Annotated in this window: 18 protein-coding genes; 4 read left to right on the top strand and 14 right to left on the bottom strand. The window is 32.8% G+C overall.

The features are described 5' to 3' along the window. Positions 1 to 48: 48 nt before the first annotated feature. The 11 genes from HMPREF1864_RS03710 to hrcA form a co-directional block, all read right to left on the bottom strand. The gene (locus HMPREF1864_RS03710; RefSeq protein ID WP_062571504.1) at positions 49 to 492 is read right to left on the bottom strand and encodes a GatB/YqeY domain-containing protein; all 444 of its coding nucleotides are present in this window, start codon (positions 490 to 492) and stop codon (positions 49 to 51) included. A 13-nt stretch (positions 493 to 505) separates the two neighbouring features. Further along, a complete protein-coding gene (rpsU, locus tag HMPREF1864_RS03705) occupies positions 506 to 685 on the bottom strand; it encodes a 30S ribosomal protein S21 (RefSeq protein WP_005957648.1) in 180 nt (59 codons plus the stop codon). 316 nt (positions 686 to 1,001) lie between these two features. Further along, complete coding sequence (locus HMPREF1864_RS03700; protein WP_062571503.1) at positions 1,002 to 1,340, bottom strand: histidine triad nucleotide-binding protein; 339 nt, start codon at positions 1,338 to 1,340, stop codon at positions 1,002 to 1,004. A 2-nt stretch (positions 1,341 to 1,342) separates the two neighbouring features. Continuing rightward, on the bottom strand, positions 1,343 to 1,726 hold the full coding sequence (locus tag HMPREF1864_RS03695) for a DUF1284 domain-containing protein (RefSeq protein ID WP_062571502.1): 384 nt from the start codon (positions 1,724 to 1,726) through the stop codon (positions 1,343 to 1,345). After that, positions 1,727 to 3,025, bottom strand: a complete 1,299-nt coding sequence (mtaB, locus tag HMPREF1864_RS03690) for a tRNA (N(6)-L-threonylcarbamoyladenosine(37)-C(2))-methylthiotransferase MtaB (RefSeq protein ID WP_062571501.1) — start codon at positions 3,023 to 3,025, stop codon at positions 1,727 to 1,729. Then, complete coding sequence (locus HMPREF1864_RS03685) at positions 3,025 to 3,714, bottom strand: RsmE family RNA methyltransferase (RefSeq protein WP_062571500.1); 690 nt, start codon at positions 3,712 to 3,714, stop codon at positions 3,025 to 3,027. The genes mtaB and HMPREF1864_RS03685 overlap by 1 nt, the downstream gene beginning before the upstream one ends. Further along, positions 3,707 to 4,612 carry a 50S ribosomal protein L11 methyltransferase gene (gene prmA, locus HMPREF1864_RS03680; RefSeq protein WP_062571499.1) on the bottom strand — a complete coding sequence of 302 codons (906 nt, stop codon included), beginning with the start codon at positions 4,610 to 4,612 and terminating at the stop codon, positions 3,707 to 3,709. The genes HMPREF1864_RS03685 and prmA overlap by 8 nt, the downstream gene beginning before the upstream one ends. A gap of 73 nt (positions 4,613 to 4,685) precedes the next feature. Then, positions 4,686 to 5,816: a molecular chaperone DnaJ gene (gene dnaJ, locus HMPREF1864_RS03675; protein WP_062571498.1), complete on the bottom strand. Its 1,131-nt coding sequence runs from the start codon at positions 5,814 to 5,816 to the stop codon at positions 4,686 to 4,688. Positions 5,817 to 5,977: 161 nt separating this feature from the next. Further along, positions 5,978 to 7,804, bottom strand: a complete 1,827-nt coding sequence (dnaK, locus tag HMPREF1864_RS03670) for a molecular chaperone DnaK (protein WP_062571497.1) — start codon at positions 7,802 to 7,804, stop codon at positions 5,978 to 5,980. A gap of 20 nt (positions 7,805 to 7,824) precedes the next feature. Next, positions 7,825 to 8,349: a nucleotide exchange factor GrpE gene (gene grpE, locus HMPREF1864_RS03665; RefSeq protein ID WP_062571496.1), complete on the bottom strand. Its 525-nt coding sequence runs from the start codon at positions 8,347 to 8,349 to the stop codon at positions 7,825 to 7,827. 8 nt (positions 8,350 to 8,357) lie between these two features. Then, positions 8,358 to 9,380 carry a heat-inducible transcriptional repressor HrcA gene (gene hrcA / locus HMPREF1864_RS03660; protein WP_062571495.1) on the bottom strand — a complete coding sequence of 341 codons (1,023 nt, stop codon included), beginning with the start codon at positions 9,378 to 9,380 and terminating at the stop codon, positions 8,358 to 8,360. 667 nt (positions 9,381 to 10,047) lie between these two features. Between hrcA and lepB the strand changes: the two genes are divergently transcribed. Genes lepB through hemW form a run of 3 tightly spaced genes read left to right on the top strand, consistent with a single transcriptional unit; the run spans position 10,048 to position 13,529 of the window. Continuing rightward, positions 10,048 to 10,557: a signal peptidase I gene (gene lepB, locus HMPREF1864_RS03655; protein WP_062571494.1), complete on the top strand. Its 510-nt coding sequence runs from the start codon at positions 10,048 to 10,050 to the stop codon at positions 10,555 to 10,557. 34 nt (positions 10,558 to 10,591) lie between these two features. Beyond that, positions 10,592 to 12,403 carry a translation elongation factor 4 gene (gene lepA / locus HMPREF1864_RS03650; RefSeq protein WP_062571493.1) on the top strand — a complete coding sequence of 604 codons (1,812 nt, stop codon included), beginning with the start codon at positions 10,592 to 10,594 and terminating at the stop codon, positions 12,401 to 12,403. Further along, on the top strand, positions 12,390 to 13,529 hold the full coding sequence (gene hemW / locus HMPREF1864_RS03645; RefSeq protein ID WP_197415054.1) for a radical SAM family heme chaperone HemW: 1,140 nt from the start codon (positions 12,390 to 12,392) through the stop codon (positions 13,527 to 13,529). The genes lepA and hemW overlap by 14 nt, the downstream gene beginning before the upstream one ends. A gap of 122 nt (positions 13,530 to 13,651) precedes the next feature. On the opposite strand, the gene rpsT is transcribed toward hemW, so the two are convergent. From rpsT to HMPREF1864_RS03630, 3 genes are all read right to left on the bottom strand, one after another. Further along, entirely contained in the window at positions 13,652 to 13,921 is a 270-nt protein-coding gene (rpsT, locus tag HMPREF1864_RS03640; RefSeq protein WP_005957552.1) for a 30S ribosomal protein S20, read from the bottom strand. 86 nt (positions 13,922 to 14,007) lie between these two features. Next, a complete protein-coding gene (holA, locus tag HMPREF1864_RS03635; RefSeq protein ID WP_062571491.1) occupies positions 14,008 to 15,018 on the bottom strand; it encodes a DNA polymerase III subunit delta in 1,011 nt (336 codons plus the stop codon). Next, a complete protein-coding gene (locus tag HMPREF1864_RS03630; RefSeq protein ID WP_062571490.1) occupies positions 14,990 to 17,263 on the bottom strand; it encodes a DNA internalization-related competence protein ComEC/Rec2 in 2,274 nt (757 codons plus the stop codon). Before HMPREF1864_RS03630 ends, holA begins: the two co-directional genes overlap by 29 nt. A gap of 75 nt (positions 17,264 to 17,338) precedes the next feature. Between HMPREF1864_RS03630 and HMPREF1864_RS03625 the strand changes: the two genes are divergently transcribed. Beyond that, positions 17,339 to 19,024 (top strand): hypothetical protein, encoded by a 1,686-nt coding sequence (locus tag HMPREF1864_RS03625; RefSeq protein ID WP_062571489.1) that lies wholly within the window; start codon positions 17,339 to 17,341, stop codon positions 19,022 to 19,024. Positions 19,025 to 19,128 lie beyond the last annotated feature (104 nt).

Below are 19,128 nucleotides of genomic sequence, written 5' to 3'. Positions count from 1 at the left end.
TGGTATTAGGTCCAACTTTATGGGGTCACCACAGAAATTCCCCGAGTTTTAATTTAATAATTCTTTGGCAATAGCATTAACTTGCTTGCCATCTGCCTTACCCTTAATTAAAGGCATGACATTTTTCATTAATTTTCCAATATCCTTCATTGATGTTATTTCATTTTCGTCAATTACTTTTTGTATGATTTCTTTTAATTCTTCATCTGATAATTGCTCAGGTAAGTAATCAAGTAATATTTCCATTTCTTGATTTGTATGTTCAACCAAGTCTTCTCTATTACCTTTTTTAAATTCTTCAATTGACGACTTTTTTTCTTTTAGCTGCTTGCCAATGATATTTTCAATATCACTGTCGTCAAGCTCAACTCGTTCATCTACTTCTTTTTGTTTAATAGCTGCACGAACCATGGTGATAACATCTTTGCGAAGTTTATCTTTATTTTTCATAGCATCCTTTAAGTCAGCCATGAGTCTCTCTTTTAGAGACATAAGAACACCCTCTTTAATATCTGTGTTTTTTTCTGCGTGCCTCTTCGGATTTTTTCTTCCTTCTAACACTTGGTTTTTCGTAATGTTCTCTTTTTCTTACTTCTTTGAGAACTCCACTAGTGGCACATTGTCTTTTGAATCTTTTTAGCGCATTGTCTAAAGATTCATTTTCACCAACCCTGATTTCGGACATTTTTTAACCTCCTCTCGTAGAAAAGAGTATGACCTTCCGGCCAATTTAGGTTTATTATACTCTATAAGTCCCAAAACTTCAATAATATTTTTCTTATTTACATTTTAATTTTTATTTTTTACTAATCAAATTTAAAAGTAAAATCTTCTCGAAAAATTAAAAATTTTATTTGTCTTCGTCTCTCTTAAATTATTTTTCGCATCCGCAAAATAAATATAAACTAGTTCACCGCTTTGACTTTTTTAATTTCTTATTAAAATTTAAAATGACATAAAAAAAGCCAGGACATTTATCCCAGCTTTAGTAAAAATTTTTATCATCCTGGTGGCCAATTTAAACTTCTTCCTCCAAGTACATGGAAGTGAAGGTGATCTACAGTTTGACCTCCGTCTTCTTTGCAATTGTTTACGATCCTATAACCCTTAGTAAGACCTTCTTCAGCACAAAGTTTCTTTGCAACTAAGAAGATGTGACCTATTAGGTCTTTGTGGTTTTCATCAAGATCATCTGCTGATGTTATGTGTTCCTTTGGAACAATTAAAAAATGAGTAGGTGCTTGTGGGTCTATGTCTCTAAAGGCATACACAAGTTCATCTTCATAAAGTTTTGTTGAAGGAATTTCTCCCTTTATTATTTTACAAAATAAACAGTCCATCCTTACCTCCTTTTGGCTTCAACTTCTTTGCAGAGTTCATTCCACTGACATTCTCTACAAATTTCTTCTCGCCTATTCTTTAAAAATATTATATCACAGGCAAGCTTTTTTATGTCCTCCCAGGAATAAATTTCATCTTGAGTTAGGTTTAAAAAATCTAAAACTCTTTTGTCGTAAGACTTAACTAAGTCGTCATTCTTGCACTTATGTCCAAGGTTTTCTGGACAAGGACCACAAATATCATCAAGGTCAGCTAGTAGCTTAACCTCTGGATTCTCTTCTAGTTCCTTAATAAGCCTTGTCATATTTTTTGAAAAATCATCACTGTAACCCTGACCAACAAAATTTTTTGTGCACAAGAGATGGTGAGCTCTTATATTTAACATTTAATCACCAAGAACTTCACAATTTGCAATTTCGCCCGTATCTAAAATTTTCACTTTCTTAATTTTATTTGTAAGCTCTTCCTTAGATTTTGTCTTAACCCTAATGTAGTTAGTAGTGTAACCATAATAAACTCCATCATGTTCTTCTTCAAATAAAACAGACTGTGGTGTCTTCATATTTTCTCTTTCAAAAATTTCTTGATATTCTTCTCCAAGAGCAATTAATTTTTCAGATCTTTCCTTCTTAACATTTCCATCAATTTGATTTTTCATGACGGCGGCCTTTGTGTTTTTCCTCTTAGAATATTTGAAGACGTGAATCCTTGAAAAGCCAACTTCTCTTACAATCTTCATTGAATCTTTAAAGTCCTCATCACTTTCTCCAGGGAAACCAACAATTATATCTGTTGTAAGTCCTGCATGAGGCATATACTTCCTGATAATATTTGCCTTTTCAATATACTCTTCACGAGTGTATCGCCTATTCATAGCTTTAAGAATATTGTTTGATCCACTTTGAAGAGATAGATGGAAGTGGTCACATAACTTTCCAGTCTTAAGTCCCCTTTCCATAAAGTCATCACTTATAATAAGTGGTTCAACAGATGAAAGTCTTATCCTTTCAATTCCATCCACCTCAGCTATGGCTTCTATTAAATCTATTAATCTTATATCCCCAAGGTCCTTTCCAAAAGAACCGATATGAATTCCTGTTAGAACAATTTCTTTAAAGCCCCTATGAGCAAGAGTTCTTGCCTCTCTAACTGAGTCTTCAATTGTTCTTGACCTAATGGGTCCTCTTGCAAAGGGAATAATACAATAGGTACAAAATCTGTTGCAACCATCTTGGACCTTCATATAGGCACGAGTCCTGTTGTTGCTATCAAAATTAGTTGTATTGGCAAATTCACGGACGTTTTTTAAGTCCTTAACAATGTTTATCTTTTCATTGTTTTTCTTGGACTCTTCTATTAAGTCTACAATCCTATTTCTTTCTGTTGTGCCAACAACAACATCAACTCCCTCGATGCTTTTCACTTCCTCAGGAGAAACTTGTGAATAACATCCCACAACTGCAACAACTGAGTCTGGATTAATCTTCTTGGATTTTCTAATAAACTGCCTTGATTTTCTGTCTGATAAGTTTGTAACTGTGCAAGTATTAACTATATAAACATCACTAAAGTCATCATTTTCAACTTGTCTATATCCCCTACTTTCAAAGAGTTCACTCATGGCTTCTGATTCGTATTGATTAACCTTACAGCCAAGAGTTAAAATTGAAAAAGTTTTTTCCATTACTCACACTCCTTTGCGTGTATTATATAAAAAGAAGCTGTAATAGCTGCAGTCTCTGCTCGAAGGATTCTCCTTCCAAGTCCGACCTTTTTTGCTTCACTTAATATTTCAAGTTCTCTTTCTGAAATACCACCTTCTGGTCCAATAACAAGTCCTACATTATTGCTTAAAGACTTTATTACATCGCCCAATTGCGTCTTACTTTCATCTTCATAACATAAAACTAAATCGCCAGAAAAATTTAAAATATCTTCTGTCTTTATTATGTCATGGACTATAGGTATTACATCCCTTTTTGATTGTTTTGCAGCTGACTCCACAATTTTTTGAAATCTTTCAATTTTCTTTTCTTTTTTCTTGGAAATATCTGAGATAGACCTATCCATTATAAGAGGATAAAAGTCACTAACTCCAATTTCTGTGGCATGCCTTAAAACATCTTCTGACTTATTATTTTTTAAAACTCCAAAAAATAAGGAAAGTCTAACCTTAGATTCATTAGATTCTTTGACTTCCCCAAGATTTTTTATTTTTTCGCCTTCATAAGCAAAGGAAAAAATCCCATCTTCAAAAACAACTTGAAAGACTTCTCCATCATTTATCCTTATTACATTTTTTAAGTGATGAAGAGTTTCCTCCTTTAAATTTGTATTTCCTTGGAACTTTCTATCTTCAAAAAATCTATACATTTAATCTTCCTACAATAGCAACCCAATTGTTTTTTTCCAACTCGTCAATAATTTCGAATCCATTTTCTTCTAGGGCATCAATTACCATTTGTCTTCTCTCTTTTATAATTCCTGAAGTTATAAAAATTCCACCCTTATCCATGTGGTTCTTTAGATTTTTAATTTCATCCACAATTATTTCTGCAATAATATTTGAAACTATTAGGTCTGCTCTACCCTTTACCACGTCAAGAAGGTTTCCCTTTTTGATATCCATCTTGTCTTTGATATTATTTAAGCTTGCATTTTCATGAGAAGCATCAATGCACTTGTCATCAATATCAACTGCAAGGGCTCTCTTTGCTCCAAGCTTTAAAGCCGCTATAGCAAGGATACCTGACCCGCAACCTATATCAAAGATTTCGTCATCTCTTTTTACATATCTCTCTAAAAGTTCAAGGCACATATATGTTGACTCATGAGTTCCTGTTCCAAAAGCCATACCTGGGTTTATTTTTATTACTATTCTCTTGTTATTGCCATAAGCTTCCCACTCAGGAACAATGGCAAGCTTCTCACCAATTTCTAGTGGCTTGTAATATTTTTTCCAATTGTTAGCCCAGTCTTCGTCATCCTTTTCTTCTATAAGACATTGGCCAAGATTTTTTTCACTCAAGTCATCTTTTAAATTCTTTGCATCTTCCATATTTTCAGGATAAACTCTAAGTGCAAAAACACCTTCCTTTGAGTTTAAAAGAGGATAATCTATAAAGTCCCAATCCTTTTCGTCTTGATCTAACTCTTCAACTATGTCGCTAGAAATTTCTTCTGTTGTATAAATTCCATAATCAAATAGAATTCCTTCAATGATATCTTTTTTATCCTTTGAAGTATTTATTGTCATTTCAATGTATTTCATCTAATCACCTTGTTTCATTATATTATAGATAATTTCTTTATACAAATTAAAAAATGCGAATCAGTGATCCGCATTAATCAAATAAGTTCTTTAATTTATCTAAAAATGATTTTTTATTTTCTGTAACTTCTGGCTCTGTTTCTCTTAATTCTTCAAGAAGTTTCTTTTGCTCGTCGCTAACCTTTTTTGGGATAATAATATCAACTTTGAAGAAGAGGTCTCCCCTTTGTTTTTCTCTATTGACATAAGGGACTCCTTCTCCCTTTAGCCTAAAAATTGTTCCACCTGTAGTTCCCTTAGGGATATCATAGTCTACGATCTTCTTAAGAGTTGGGACTTTAATCTTTGCTCCAAGAACTGCATCAGAATAAGAAATCGGAATATTTAAGTAGATGTCGTTACCTTCTCTCTTAAAGACTGCATCTGATCTAACTCTAATGTAGACGAAGATGTCTCCATTCTCGCCACCATTCTCTCCAACAGAACCTTGGTTTCTAAGTGAAATTATATTTCCTGTGTCAACTCCCTTAGGAATGTTTACTTTTAACTTCTTAGTTCTTAGCTTGCTTCCTCTTCCACCACATTCTTTACATGGTTTTTCTATAACTTCTCCTGTTCCCTTACAGTCTTCACAAGCTGAAGTCCTTACAAACCTTCCAAAAGGTGTGTTTTGTTCTGAAGTAACTTGACCTGTACCATGACAAGTTTCACAAGTGTGTTTTTCACTTCCCGGTTCCATCTTGCTGCCATGACAGTGGGAGCACTCTTCCCTAACCTTAACAGAAATTTCTTTTTCCACTCCAAATATTGCTTCAAAGAAATCAAGAGTAACGTCTACTCTTGCATCAGGTCCCTTCTTAGGCATATCTTTTCTGTTTGCATATTCATATCTATTTGATCTTGAGCTGCCGAAAATATCAAAGATGTCATCAAAGATATCAGAGAAACCTCCAAAGCCACTTCCTCCTGATCCACCCATGTTGCCCTTAAGTCCTTCTTCGCCATAGGCATCATAAATTTGTCTCTTTTCATCATCAGCTAAGACTTCATAGGCATAGGATATTTCTTTGAACTTTGCCTCAGCAACTTTATCTCCTGGATTTAAGTCGGGGTGATACTTTTTAGCAAGCTTCTTATAAGATTTCTTTAACTCTTCTTTACTTACATTTTTTTCAACTTCAAGAATTTCATAAAAATTTCTCATCTTCCACCTCAATAGTTGTATATTCTAATATAAAAACTAGAAAAAATAAAGTTTATTTACACTTTTATAATTTGATTTTAAAAAGTAAATTTACAAGAATTCCAAAAAATTTTCTACATAAAAAAAGTTGCAGCCGAAACTGCAACATTTTTATTTAATTATTATTCTTCGTCTTCATCCACAACTTCATAGTCAGCGTCAACTACATCATCATCAGCTTGTGCTTGTGAGCCACCAGCTTGACCTTGACCAGCTTGTTGTTTATAAATTTCTTCTGAAATTGCGTAAAAAGCTTGAGTTAATTCTTCAGTCTTAGACTTAATAGCTTCAAGATCTTCACCATCTTTTACATCCTTAAGTCCCTTGATTGCTTCTTCAATCTTAGTCTTGTCTGCATCAGAAATCTTTCCTTCTACATCCTTAAGTGTGTTTTCAGATTGATAAATCATTGAGTCAGCGTTGTTTCTAGCTTCAATTAAGTCTTTCTTCTTAGCATCTTCTTGAGCATACATTTCTGCTTCCTTAACTTTCTTTTCGATTTCTTCTTCGTTTAAGTTAGTTGAAGATGTAATTGTGATGTGTTGTTCTTTACCAGTACCCATGTCCTTAGCGCTTACATTTACAATACCATTTGCATCAATATCAAAAGTTACTTCGATTTGTGGCACTCCTCTTCTTGCTGGTGCAATACCATCAAGTGTAAATCTACCAAGAGTTACATTGTCTTTTGCCATTTGTCTTTCACCTTGAAGTACGTGAATTTCTACGGAAGTTTGATTATCTGCTGCAGTTGTAAATATTTGCGACTTCTTAGTTGGGATAGTTGTATTTCTTTCAATAAGTCTTGTTGTAATGTTACCCATTGTTTCAATTCCTAGAGAAAGTGGTGTTACGTCAAGAAGGAGTAGGTCCTTAACATCTCCAGAAAGAACTCCACCTTGGATAGCTGCACCAAGAGCTACACATTCGTCTGGGTTAATGTCCTTTTGAGGATTCTTTCCAGTTAACTTTCTAATACATTCTTGAACTGCTGGAATTCTTGTAGAACCTCCAACTAGAAGAACTTTATCTATTTCATTTGCAGAAAGTCCTGCGTCTTTTAAAGCATCCTTAACAGGTCCTTCAGTCATCTTAACAAGGTCTGCTGTAAGTTCGTCGAACTTAGCACGAGTGATATCCATATTTAAGTGAAGCGGACCAGCTTGAGAAGCTGTGATAAATGGAAGGTTAACATTTGTTGACATTGTAGAAGAAAGTTCCTTCTTTGCCTTTTCAGCTGCTTCCTTTAATCTTTGTAGGCTCATTTTGTCAGCCTTAAGGTCAATTCCATTTTCTTTTTTGAATTCTTCAGCAATATAATCAATTAGTCTATTGTCGAAGTCATCTCCACCAAGTTTATTGTTACCACGAGTTGCGTGTACTTCAAAGACACCGTCAGAAAGTTCAAGGATAGATACATCAAATGTACCACCACCAAGGTCATAAACCATAACAGTTTGTGCATCCTTGTCCTTGTCTTCTCCATAAGCAAGTGCTGCTGCAGTTGGTTCGTTTACAATTCTCTTTACATCAAGTCCTGCAATTCTTCCTGCATCCTTAGTTGCTTGTCTTTGAGCATCTGTAAAGTAAGCTGGAACAGTAATAACAGCTTCTGTAATTTTTTCGCCAAGATAAGATTCAGCATCAGCTTTTAATTTTTGTAAAATCATAGCTGAAATATCTTGTGGAGTGTAAGTTTTTCCATCAATTTTTACTGTAAAATCTGAACCCATATGTCTCTTAATAGATGAGATTGTTCTATCAGGGTTTGTGATTGCTTGTCTCTTAGCAGTTTCACCTACTAATCTTTCTCCGTCTTTTGTGAAAGCTACTACTGATGGAGTAGTTCTGTTACCTTCAATGTTAGGAATTATTACAGATTCTCCACCTTCCATTACTGCTACTGCAGAGTTAGTTGTACCTAAATCAATTCCAATTATTTTTCCCATAAATATTTCCTCCTAAATCCTTATTGTGAAACTTTGACCATTGCAGGTCTTAGTGTTTTATCGTTAATTAAATAACCCTTTTGCAATACTTCTATAACATAACCACTGTCGTATTCTTCAGAATCTTCAGTGAGTACTGCGTGATGATACATTGGATCAAATTCTTTTCCCAATGCATCCATTTCAACTATGCCATCCTTTGCAAGTACGTCAGTAAGTTGATTTTTTATCATTAATATTCCGTCATAAGTTGAATCCTTGTCTACAATTGAGTCCAAGGCTCTTTCAAAGTTATCTATGACAGGAAGTAAGTCATTTGCAATTTTCTTTACTCCAAGCTCAACATACTCAGACTTTTGTGCCTCAGTCCTTCTCTTGCAGTTGGAGAAGTCTGCTTGAAGTCTCATAAACTTATCCATTAAACCTTGATACTTTTCATCATCAGAAGCATCTACTTCAGCTTCATCATTCACATCAAGATTTTCTTCTTTCATATCTATATCATCATTTTGTAAATTATCTTTTTTTATATCTTCATTCGTCATGTACTCCCTCACATTTCCTTCAATCCACTTTTCACTGCGTCGCTAAAAATTTTAACGACCTTGACCAATCTAATATAATCAATTCTAACTGGTCCAATGATCCCAATACTTCCATAGACTCCATGTTCCTTAGCGAAGGGAGCTCTTATAATAGTATTTTCCTTCATGAGACTTGCGATATTTTCTGATCCAATAATAACTTCAACATCACTGGTGAACTTATCATTTTTTAGGATTTGGAATAAGCTGTCCCGATCTTCTACTAAGCTCATAAAATCTCTAGCCTTGTCTAGGTCCTTATATTCATCAAAGTTTAAAATATTTGTAAGACCGTCATAATAAATGTCAATAGAAGACACATTTTTATTAAATTGACTAGCAATTTTTACAACATCAGAAATAAACTTGCCATGTCTTATCATGTCCTCTGAAAGTGAAATCTTAAGTGATTCAATTTCATTAAAATCAATTCCCGATATTTTTTCATTTAAGACCTTCTCTATTAGATGAAAATCTTCGTCAGAAATATTTTCTATCTCTAAAAAATACTTCTCAATAACTCCCTTGTCCCCAATGAGAACTAAAAGAGCTGTAAAGTCATCAAGCTTAACTAGAGTAAGTCTTTTGATTTTTGTATCGGCCTTCTGTGGTGTTATGAGATAAGCCGTACAAGAACTTAAATTGGCAAGGAGATTGACTGCATTTTTATAAAATTCTTCGTGATTTCTCGAAGTTAATAAAAGTCTCTCCATGATTTTTCTTGATGCATCTATGTCGTGAAAACTACTAAAGTTTTTAAAGATTTCATCAACATAGAAGCGATAAGCCTGCTCAGACGGAATTCTTCCTGCTGACTGATGTGGCTTATTTAAAAAACCTAGATCTTCAAGATCTGCCATTTCATTTCTTATAGTCGCTGAACTAACTCCAAGGTCGTAATCTTTGGAAAGTGTTCGCGAACCAACTGGAGTTGGCATATCTATATACGCCTCAATTATGGCATTTAAAATATTAATTTTTCTAGTATCCATAACTCCTCCTTTGTTAGCACTCATTAACCTCGAGTGCTAATCTATGTATATAATACTTCACACCTAATACTTTGTCAAGGATATTTGTAAATAATTTTGACTTTTTTTGACTTTCTTTACTTTATTTATTTTATTTAATAAGTATTTAGGACTTTAAATTTTAACAGGTCTTAAATTAATAAATTTTCATAAAGTTATTACACTTTATTTTTTTGTTTTATTTCTTTAGTTTCTCTCTACAAAGTTGTAAAAAATTTTTTTCAAAAGTTTGTGTGCTCATAAAATAATATAACTTTATAATTTTTTATAAAGTCCTCCCTTCATATAAATTGTTTTTCTTTAACTAATCATTAACTAATAAAGTAGAAAAAATTTTTTAAACCTACAAGCTCCTTGGAGCCTCTTGATACAAATTTATATGATATAATTTTTATTTTTTATAGTCTCTATGTCTATAGGGACCCTCCACAACTTAAACTTATAAAAATTTTTTGCACAATTTGTTAAATAAAAAAATTTGCTTCACCACTCTATTTAAAATTTTATAAGTTGATTTAATGCAAGAATTTTATTTTTATTTTGTAACATCATACCTACAACTTATAAGATAAATAGTTATCCAATCTTTTGCCTATTTATGATAAAATTAGAAATTGGAGATGATCACATGAAAAAAAATGAAACCCTATCTTTTATTCTTACAATTGTAGCTGCAGTTCTAATTGCACTTTTTGTGAGAAATTTTATTTTTAATATAGCTGTAGTTAATGGAGAGTCCATGCACCCCACTTTAAATGAAAGAGATAAGTTAATTTGTCTTTCTTATAAGAGATACACTGACCTTCCTCGTGGAGAAATTGTGGTAATAGATGCACCAAATGACAATAGAAATTATATTAAGAGATTAATTGGAAAGCCTGGCGACACAATAGAATTTAAAGATGGAAAAGTTATATTAAATGGAAAAGTCTTGGAAGAAGCTTATACTTCATCAGACTATACAGAGTCTGATGTTGAATGCTTTAAATTAAAAGATGATGAGTATTTTGTCATGGGAGACAACAGACTTCCAGGAATGAGCATTGACTCCAGATACTTTGGACCAATTGAAAAGAAAAGAATAAAATCAGCAGCAGTATATAGGATTTTACCTCTAAGAAATAGAGGAAAAATTTAAAATATTTAATCCCCATGAAATCGGAGGTAAAAATTTGAGAAATCAAAAAAATATTAGAAATTTTTCAATAATAGCACACATTGATCACGGAAAATCTACTCTTGCCGACAGATTAATCGAATCAACAGGCATGCTTACAAAGAGAGAAATGGAACAACAAGTCCTTGACTCCATGGACCTTGAACGTGAAAGAGGAATTACAATTAAATTAAAGGCAGTAAGGTTAATCTATAAAGACGACAGAGATGGTCAAGAGTACATCTTAAACCTTATTGACACTCCAGGCCACGTAGACTTTAACTATGAAGTTTCTCGTTCTCTTGCAGCATGTGAAGGTGCCATTGTTGTTGTTGATGCTGCCCAAGGTGTTGAAGCTCAAACCCTTGCCAATGTTTATCTAGCAATTGACCAAGATCTTGAACTTGTACCAGTAATAAATAAAATCGACCTACCAAGTGCTAGACCAGAAGAAATAAAAGAAGAAATCGAAGATATTATTGGAATTGATACTGAAGGAATTCCTCTTATCTCTGCAAAGGAAGGAATTGGTATTGATGATGTTCTTCACGCAATTATTGATAAGGTCCCTGCCCCAAGTGGAGACCATAATGCTCCCCTTAAGGCTTTAATCTTTGACTCCTTCTACGATTCTTACAAGGGAGTAATTTGTGATGTGAGAGTTGTTGATGGATCCGTTAAACCTGGCGACGAAATAATTATGATGGCAACAGGCAAGTCCTTTGAAGTTGTTGAAGTTGGAGTTACTTCAAATGGTCACATACCTCTTGATTCTTTAAGTGCTGGTGAAGTTGGATACATAACTGCTTCTATTAAAAATGTTAAAGACGCAAGAGTTGGTGACACCATTACCCTTAAGAATAATAGGGCTGATGAACCAATGCCTGGTTACAAAAAAGTAGTGCCTATGGTCTTCTGTGGGGTTTACCCTGGCGAAGGCGAAGAATACAACAACGTTCGTGAAGCCTTAGAAAAGCTACAGGTGAATGATGCTGCCCTTGACTTTGAAGCTGAAACTTCTGTTGCCCTTGGCTTTGGTTTTAGGTGTGGCTTCTTAGGTCTTCTTCACATGGAAATAATTCAAGAAAGACTTGAGAGAGAGTTTGACTTAAATATTGTCACTACTGCCCCATCAGTTATATACAATGTAATGAAAAAAAATGGTGAGATGATTTCAATTCAAAATCCATCTAACCTTCCTGATCCAACTGAAATTGACTATATGGAAGAACCAATTGTCAAGGCAGAGATTATGACCCCAACAGATTACGTTGGTCAAGTTATGGAACTTTGTCAAAACAGACGTGGCGTCTTTAAGAATATGGAATATTTAGAAGAAACTAGAGCCCTTATCACCTACCACATGCCACTTAACGAAGTTATTTATGACTTCTTTGATGCCCTTAAGTCCAAGACTCGTGGCTATGCATCTTATGATTATGAATTAATTGGCTATGAAAAATCTGACCTTGTTAAGTTAGATATCCTAATAAATGAAGAGCTTGTTGATGCCTTCTCCTTAATTGTTCACGAATCTTCTGCATACAATCGTGCTAGAAATGTTTGTGAAAAATTAAAGGATGTAATCCCTAGACACCAATTTGCAGTGCCAATCCAAGCAGCAATTGGAAATAAAATAATTGCAAGAGAAACTATTCGTGCCCTTAGAAAGGACGTACTTGCAAAATGTTATGGTGGAGATATTACGAGAAAGAGAAAGCTTCTTGAAAAGCAAAAAGAAGGAAAGAAGAGAATGCGTACTGTGGGTAGCGTAGAAATTCCACAAGATGCCTTCTTATCAGTTTTAAAATATGATGAAGACAAATAAGATTTCAATTTATATTCATATACCCTTTTGTGAGAGTAGATGTCACTATTGTGACTTCTGCTCTTCTCTTTTAAGTGAAACTAATGTAGAAAAATATTTTAAATATTTGAGAAAAGAAATTAAATTACACGAGGACTTTTTAAAAGATAGGGTCATTGACACTGTTTTTATTGGTGGAGGAACTCCCTCTTCAGTTGACTCTAGCTTTATAAAAGAAATTATGAAAGACTTATCATCCTTTGAGTTTTCTAATGACAAAGAAATAAGTATAGAGTCAAACCCAAACTCTCTAACTAGAGAAAAGGCAGAAGCATATTTTTCTTCTGGCATAAATAGAATTTCCCTTGGTGCCCAATCCTTTAACGAAGAGATCTTAAAAAGAATTGGAAGAATTCATAAAAAAGATGATATTTATAAAGCCATAAAAATTGCCAGGTCAGCTGGCTTTGAAAATATAAATTTAGATTTAATGCTTGCCCTACCTGGTCAAAAATTTTCTGATATTGAAGAGTCTATAAAAGAAGTCAAAGAATTAAATCTTCCACATATTTCTTATTACTCACTTATATTAGAAGAAGGAACTAAACTTTATAGAAAGTATGAAAAGTCTCCTCTGACCTTTCCTACTGAAGATGAAGACCGAAGGATGTATCACTATGTAGTAGATGAGCTTAAAAATATTGGTATAAAGCAATATGAAATTTCTAATTTTGCCAAGGAAGGCTATGAGTGTCGACACAACATGACCTATTGGAAGCTAAGAGATTATATTTCCTTTGGCCTTTCTGCCTCATCAAATATTGGAAACTTGAGATACACAAATTATTATAACTTTAAAGATTATTATGAGGCTCTTGATACAAATGAAAAACCTATAGGCTTCTCAGAAAACTTAAGTATAACTGATAGGATGAATGAGTTTATAATGATGGGACTAAGACTTAACTCTGGCATTGACTTAGATGAGTTTAAGAAAAAATTTAATGAAGACTTTTTAAAAATTTATGATAAAGAAATAGATAAAAACTTAAAATCAAATTTAATTTTATTAGAAGATAACAATTTAAGACTTACAGAAAAGGGACGTGACCTTTCCAACCAAGTTGAATTAGATTTCTTTAAATAAGCACGCACACAAAAAGAGGTAGACCCTTGATCTACCTCTTTTTCTCATTCTCTTTTTTATTTTATTAGAATTTATTTACCACTTTTAAATAAAAAAGAGAAACTTTCCCGGGAAAATTTCTCTTAGCCAGCGATCTTGCTGTTAAGTTCCTTAGCTAGTCGACTTAGCTTTCTGGAAGCTTGATTTTTGTGGATTATATTTTTATTTGCAGCCTTCTTTAACTTTTTATCTGCAACAATAAGAAGTTCTTTAGCATCGTCAATTCTATCTTCATTAAGAGCTGCTCTAAAGTTTTTAACTGCATTTTTCATTTCAGTTCTAATTGGTTTGTTTTGTTCAGAATTTCTTCTAGCAACATCAATTCTCTTGATAGCTGATTTAATATTTGCCATTGTTTCACCTCCAATATTTAACGCTTTTGCTATTTTACCACGAATTACAAATCATTGCAAGTGATTTTCAAGAAGTCTTGCAAATTCTAATTCTTATTACAATATTTGACAATTAAAGTTTCCATAATTAATTTTTCATCAATGGATGAAGTTTTAAAAAGCTCGTCAGTTTTTATTAATTCCTCATAAAAATTAATTAAAAATTCTTTAGAAAAGTTTCTCTCAAAGTCTCTTATTTTTTTTAACTCGAAATTTTTCACTTCCATCTTATTTATTATGTCATTTTGACTTATGTTTTTTGTAGATAAAATCTTATAAGATAATAAATTTTTTACCTGCCTAATTACCATGGTAAAAATCTTAAGAGAAGGCTCTCCAAGTTTATAGAGATTGTGAAGTTCCTTTAAAGATTCTTCTCTCCTCCTCCCCATCATGGCATCTAAAAACTTAAAAATATTTGTATCAATATTTTCTGTAATCGTGCTAGATATATCTTCTCTTGAAATTTTTTTATTTTTGGCATGAGAAGCAATCTTATCCATTTCTGTCTTGAGGTCTAGGAGGCTTACATCTTCATTTTTTGAATTGTAACCACTCTCTCCTATAAATAGAGAAACTTCACTTTGACTAATTTCCTTTCCCTTCCTAATGAAGTAGCCTTTAATAAAGTTGTTGAGGTCCACAGGGTTTAACTTTGCAAAGTCCATGTCCCTATCTTTTTTCTTAAAGGCCTTGTAAAATTTTGTAGTCTTTTTGATGTTTGCCGTATCCCAAAAAATTAAAATTACAAAGTCAGATAAGTTGTCCAAAAAATCATAAAAGGAATCTTTTAAGTCATTTTCGCCTAAAAAATCAACTACATCACGAACAAGAACGACTTTCTTGTCATTCATTACTGGATAGGTCTCGCAAGCTGAGATAATATCCTCTGGCTTAACTTCGCTTCCCTTGAACTTGGTGTAGTTAAAGACCTCAGTACCCTTTACATATTTATTTATTAAATAGCCCACTGCATTTTCCATTAAATATTTTTCTTGTCCAAAAAATAAGTAGGCTCCAGAGTGGTCGCTATCTCTGTAGATTTTCTTGTAGTTCATAATTTTTCCTCGCCACAATATATAATAAGCTAGTGTTTAAAATAATCAAAATTAAATCAAGTTTATAATCTTGCTCTTTATTGTTCACTTCTATCCTAAGCTGATTTCCTAAAATTTTAAAATCAACTTCCCCATCTTTTGAAGTAACATAGTATATGATACCATGTTTTTCTAAATTCTCCAGACTCTCTTTATGGGGATGACCATAAGAATTTTCATAGCCTGCAGAAATCACTGCAAGTTTTGGTCTTGTCTTTTCTAAAAATTCATCACATGTTGAAGTCCTAGATCCATGGTGAGCAACTTTTAACAAGTCTATTTTTGAGTTAATTTCTCTCTCAATCTCTGCTGATATATCTCCTGTGAAAAGAGTCTTAAAACCCTTGTGGTCTAAGAGTAAGACCATGGATTTATCGTTTTCTTCTTCCTTCTTCTCATTATCTAGTAAGGCTTCCATCCTTGTGTCCTTAAAAAGTTTTACCTTATCTCCCTTAGAAAGTTTTATAATTTTTGAATATTTTTCTCCCTCTTCTAAGATGCTTGGGTCTTCTGGAAGATGATTTATAAAAATATTTTTTACCTTGTAGTTTTCTAAAATTTTATTTAAGTTGCCAAAATGATCCTCATCAAAGTGAGAAATAAAAATCCCATCTATTGTAGAAACACCTCTTAGCTTTAGACTTGGAAATAAATATTTTTCTGCAATTTTATTTTCAAACCTAGCCCCGCCAGTATCAATGAGATAATTCCTTCCCTTATAAGAAATCAAAGCACAGTCCCCCTGGTCTATATAAAGTTGACTTATCTCAAAGCTAATAAGGTCTCTGTATATACCATAGCCCATTAGGATAAATGCAAGAGCCCCATAGATTTCTATTATTCTTAAGTTAGGTTTAATGATTTCATCTAATTTACTCCTGTTTAGAATTACAAGAAGTAAGATATAGTAGATGAAAATATACTGGAACTTAAAGGCTTTTAATATTAAAAATATTGACCCCTTAGAAAGCAAAAGGCTTTCAAGTCCGTAAGTTGAATTCATTAACAAATTTAAAATTCTTCCGAGTAGACCAGGAAGTATACCCAAGCCCATAAGAAAACCTAAGGAGATGATAATAGAATAAATTGGAACTATTATTAAGTTTGCCAGAAAAACTAAAATTGAAAAACCAGAAAAGTAATAGTTTACTAGGGGAAAAATAGAAATTATTACTGACAAGGTCCCAACTATAGACTTACTTACAAGACTCCTACTTGAAACTCTTTCAATGAGATGGGGATAGACAAAAATCAAACCAAAAATTGCCCCATAGGACAACAATAGTGAGATGGAATAAATTGCCATGGGATTTATTAAAAGAATTATTGATAGACTTAAGAAGAAAATATCCTTATTGTCAATGTCCTCTTCCAAATAAGTGTTGCCCTTGTAAAGAATGTAAAACAAGAAGGCACGTAGAGCTGAAATCGGAAATCCAATTGCCATTATGTAAAAGGATAAAATAATCACTAAGACCAAGTCCGTAAACTTTTTATTCTTGCTCAGCTTTTTAATTATAAATTCTAAAAAGAGAGCAAGAACCCCAATGTGAAGTCCTGACACAGCTAATATATGACTCATACCAAGAGAGTCAAACCTATCCCTATCCAAAGAATCAACTAAAGACTTGTCAGCTAAGATTAAAGACCCAAGCAAGCCAGCGTTTCTTTCATCTAAATATTTATTAAAAAAATATTTTGCCCTATCAAGAAAAAGATTTGAAAACTTGTAGAGACCTCTAGGTTCAGAAATTTTCTCATATCTACTAATCTTTCCAAGGAGATAAATTCCCTGAGACTTATTATTCTTCTCGTAGTCAAAGGTACCCTTGTTCATTGCAGGAAGAGGCGGATAAAATTTCCCCTGAACTTTATACTTCCCTCCTCTTTCCAACTTTTCATAAATTAAGACCTTAGTCTTAAATTTTTTTCTGTTGATAGTCTCTGTCTTAATAATAGATTTGTTTTCATTAGATAAGACAACCTTGCCCATGACTTGTCCATCAAAGGCCTTTAAGCTGTAGTCCCTGAAGTTAAAATTTATAAAAACAAAGAGGATTACAAGAGGCAAGTATAAAAATTTATTTCTATCTTTCAAGGATAAAATATATACACTGCTAATAAGTAAAATTATTCCCACAAGAAGATAGGATTTTATGTAAATTGAAAGTATAATTCCAAAGATTACTCCTGCGAATAAGTACATAGGCACCCCTCTTCATTATATATCTTTTTAAGGTCATGGACCATGAAATATGTTAATATATTAGAGGAGGTAATTATGAATTTAGTTTACAAAAACCCTTACAAGACAAAATACAAATTAGAAATAATTGATAAAATACATCGCGACGGAATTACTTATGGAAAGCTTGCAAATCCTCCCTACTTCTTAGGTAGTGAAAGAGTTGCAGCAGACCAAATTATAATAAATGGAGAAGAGCCTAAATTTTTATCAGGCAACAAGTCTTATTTTAAAATTGATGAAGATACAAAAAGTGTAGAAATTGAAATTGGCTGGAAGAATAGACTCCTTCTCATGCAAGAAAATCTTGGCAACGCCCTTGTAAGACATTTCTTAACAGCCAACACAAACATAGAAATTATTGGCTACAAGGTTGAGAATTCTTCGTCCTATATTGATGTGTCTGCAAAAGATTTTAAGTTTATGACAGCAAAAAATATTGAGTCTCTTGCCAACTACGCAGTCTTCTCCAACCTCGCCATCGAAAGTTTTGACGACCACATTTCTATTGAAAGACTTGCAGACATCCCTTATGAAGGTCCAACCCTATCTAGAACTGGTGAAATTGGAATGATTTTTATTTCTTCTGTTGAGAAGCTAAATTCATTAATTAGGCTTACAATCACTTCAGGAGAAAATGCCTACAAGTTAGCCCGCAATTCTTTAAATATCTTAGACAATATGAAGATGTATCTAAATAGTGATAGCATTAACTCGGTATTTTCTGATGTTAAAAAGTTAAGAGCTAATATGAGTTCATCAAAAAATCCTCATAAGCTTGTTGAAGATGATGAGGTTAAAAGATTTAATAAAGATTTTGAAAAAGATAAGTCTGTTAATTCTAATAAATCAACAGAAACTATAAATGATATGAATATTGATGTAGATAAAAAACTTTTAAATGACGATGAATGTACTGTAAATAAAAAATCAGATAAAATTTTAGAAATTAAAAAAGAAGCCGCAAAAGAATTAGATATTAAAACCAAAGAAGAAAAAGAAAAGTATGATGCAGACTTCTTCCACAAAAAGTATAAGCTTGAATCCTTCAAGGACTTAAATAAATTTACAAGTCCTAACAAAGCCAAGGGGTCAATGGAAACTAATAAAAAAGAAAATAGTAATGAAGAAGAAAGAAATGCTAAAGTCGAAAACGAAGAAAAATACGATGCAAAATTCTTCCACGAAAAATACAAACTTGAATCCTTCAAAGACTTAAATAAATTTACAAGTACTAATAAAGATGAAAACTCAGATAAAGATACATTTAAGAAGGATAAGTTAGAAAATAATAATTCACAAGAAAAAAATCCGTCTTCTATAATACTAGATACCAAAGAAGAGGAAGAAAGGGCTTCTCTCTTCTATCAAGCAGTAGAAAGCTTTAAAAACTTTTCCACAGAATTTTCTGGCCTAAATTATATCTACAAGGTCCTTCAAGATGTAAACTTAAAAGAACTTCGTGAAATTTCAAATTACATTTTAAAAGAAAATGACTTTATACAGATTTATGGACTTAAAAATGGATCAAAATCAAAAATTATAATCCTAAGATCACAAAATCTAAACTTTGATCTTAAAAAGATTTTTGAAAAATTAAAAGACCACTTCAGCTTCACAGGAACAGGCAACATGTACACCCTAGACATCCAATGTAAAGAAGAAGACTTAACAAGAATTATGGAATCCTTCCTAATCGAAATAAGAAGAGAAGCAAAATAAATTTTATAATTATATTGTATGCCAACTAAAGTTAGTTGGCATTTTTTGTAATTAGCATACCCCCGGTTGGTGTGGTGACCCCATAAAGTTGGACCTAATACCAG

The sequence above is a fragment of the Peptoniphilus sp. DNF00840 genome (genome assembly GCF_001553125.1).
In the GTDB taxonomy this organism is placed as follows: Bacteria; Bacillota; Clostridia; order Tissierellales; family Peptoniphilaceae; genus Peptoniphilus_A; species Peptoniphilus_A vaginalis.
The sequence above is the reverse complement of the archived record's forward strand: the minus strand, read 5'-3'. Positions and strand labels throughout refer to the sequence as shown.

Bases quoted from the DNA above. Each gene is read 5' to 3' on its own strand.
- rpsT (WP_005957552.1), bottom strand. From the start codon at position 13,921: ATGGCAAATATTAAATCAGCTATCAAGAGAATTGATGTTGCTAGAAGA.
- HMPREF1864_RS03700 (WP_062571503.1), bottom strand. From the start codon at position 1,340: ATGGACTGTTTATTTTGTAAAATAATAAAGGGAGAAATTCCTTCAACA.
- prmA (WP_062571499.1), bottom strand. From the start codon at position 4,612: ATGAAATACATTGAAATGACAATAAATACTTCAAAGGATAAAAAAGAT.
- HMPREF1864_RS03710 (WP_062571504.1), bottom strand. From the start codon at position 492: ATGTCTCTAAAAGAGAGACTCATGGCTGACTTAAAGGATGCTATGAAA.
- lepB (WP_062571494.1), top strand. From the start codon at position 10,048: ATGAAAAAAAATGAAACCCTATCTTTTATTCTTACAATTGTAGCTGCA.
- hemW (WP_197415054.1), top strand. From the start codon at position 12,390: ATGAAGACAAATAAGATTTCAATTTATATTCATATACCCTTTTGTGAG.
- dnaJ (WP_062571498.1), bottom strand. From the start codon at position 5,816: ATGAGAAATTTTTATGAAATTCTTGAAGTTGAAAAAAATGTAAGTAAA.
- HMPREF1864_RS03695 (WP_062571502.1), bottom strand. From the start codon at position 1,726: ATGTTAAATATAAGAGCTCACCATCTCTTGTGCACAAAAAATTTTGTT.
- HMPREF1864_RS03630 (WP_062571490.1), bottom strand. From the start codon at position 17,263: ATGTACTTATTCGCAGGAGTAATCTTTGGAATTATACTTTCAATTTAC.
- dnaK (WP_062571497.1), bottom strand. From the start codon at position 7,804: ATGGGAAAAATAATTGGAATTGATTTAGGTACAACTAACTCTGCAGTA.
- holA (WP_062571491.1), bottom strand. From the start codon at position 15,018: ATGAACTACAAGAAAATCTACAGAGATAGCGACCACTCTGGAGCCTAC.
- HMPREF1864_RS03625 (WP_062571489.1), top strand. From the start codon at position 17,339: ATGAATTTAGTTTACAAAAACCCTTACAAGACAAAATACAAATTAGAA.
- rpsU (WP_005957648.1), bottom strand. From the start codon at position 685: ATGTCCGAAATCAGGGTTGGTGAAAATGAATCTTTAGACAATGCGCTA.
- hrcA (WP_062571495.1), bottom strand. From the start codon at position 9,380: ATGGATACTAGAAAAATTAATATTTTAAATGCCATAATTGAGGCGTAT.
- grpE (WP_062571496.1), bottom strand. From the start codon at position 8,349: ATGACGAATGAAGATATAAAAAAAGATAATTTACAAAATGATGATATA.
- HMPREF1864_RS03685 (WP_062571500.1), bottom strand. From the start codon at position 3,714: ATGTATAGATTTTTTGAAGATAGAAAGTTCCAAGGAAATACAAATTTA.
- mtaB (WP_062571501.1), bottom strand. From the start codon at position 3,025: ATGGAAAAAACTTTTTCAATTTTAACTCTTGGCTGTAAGGTTAATCAA.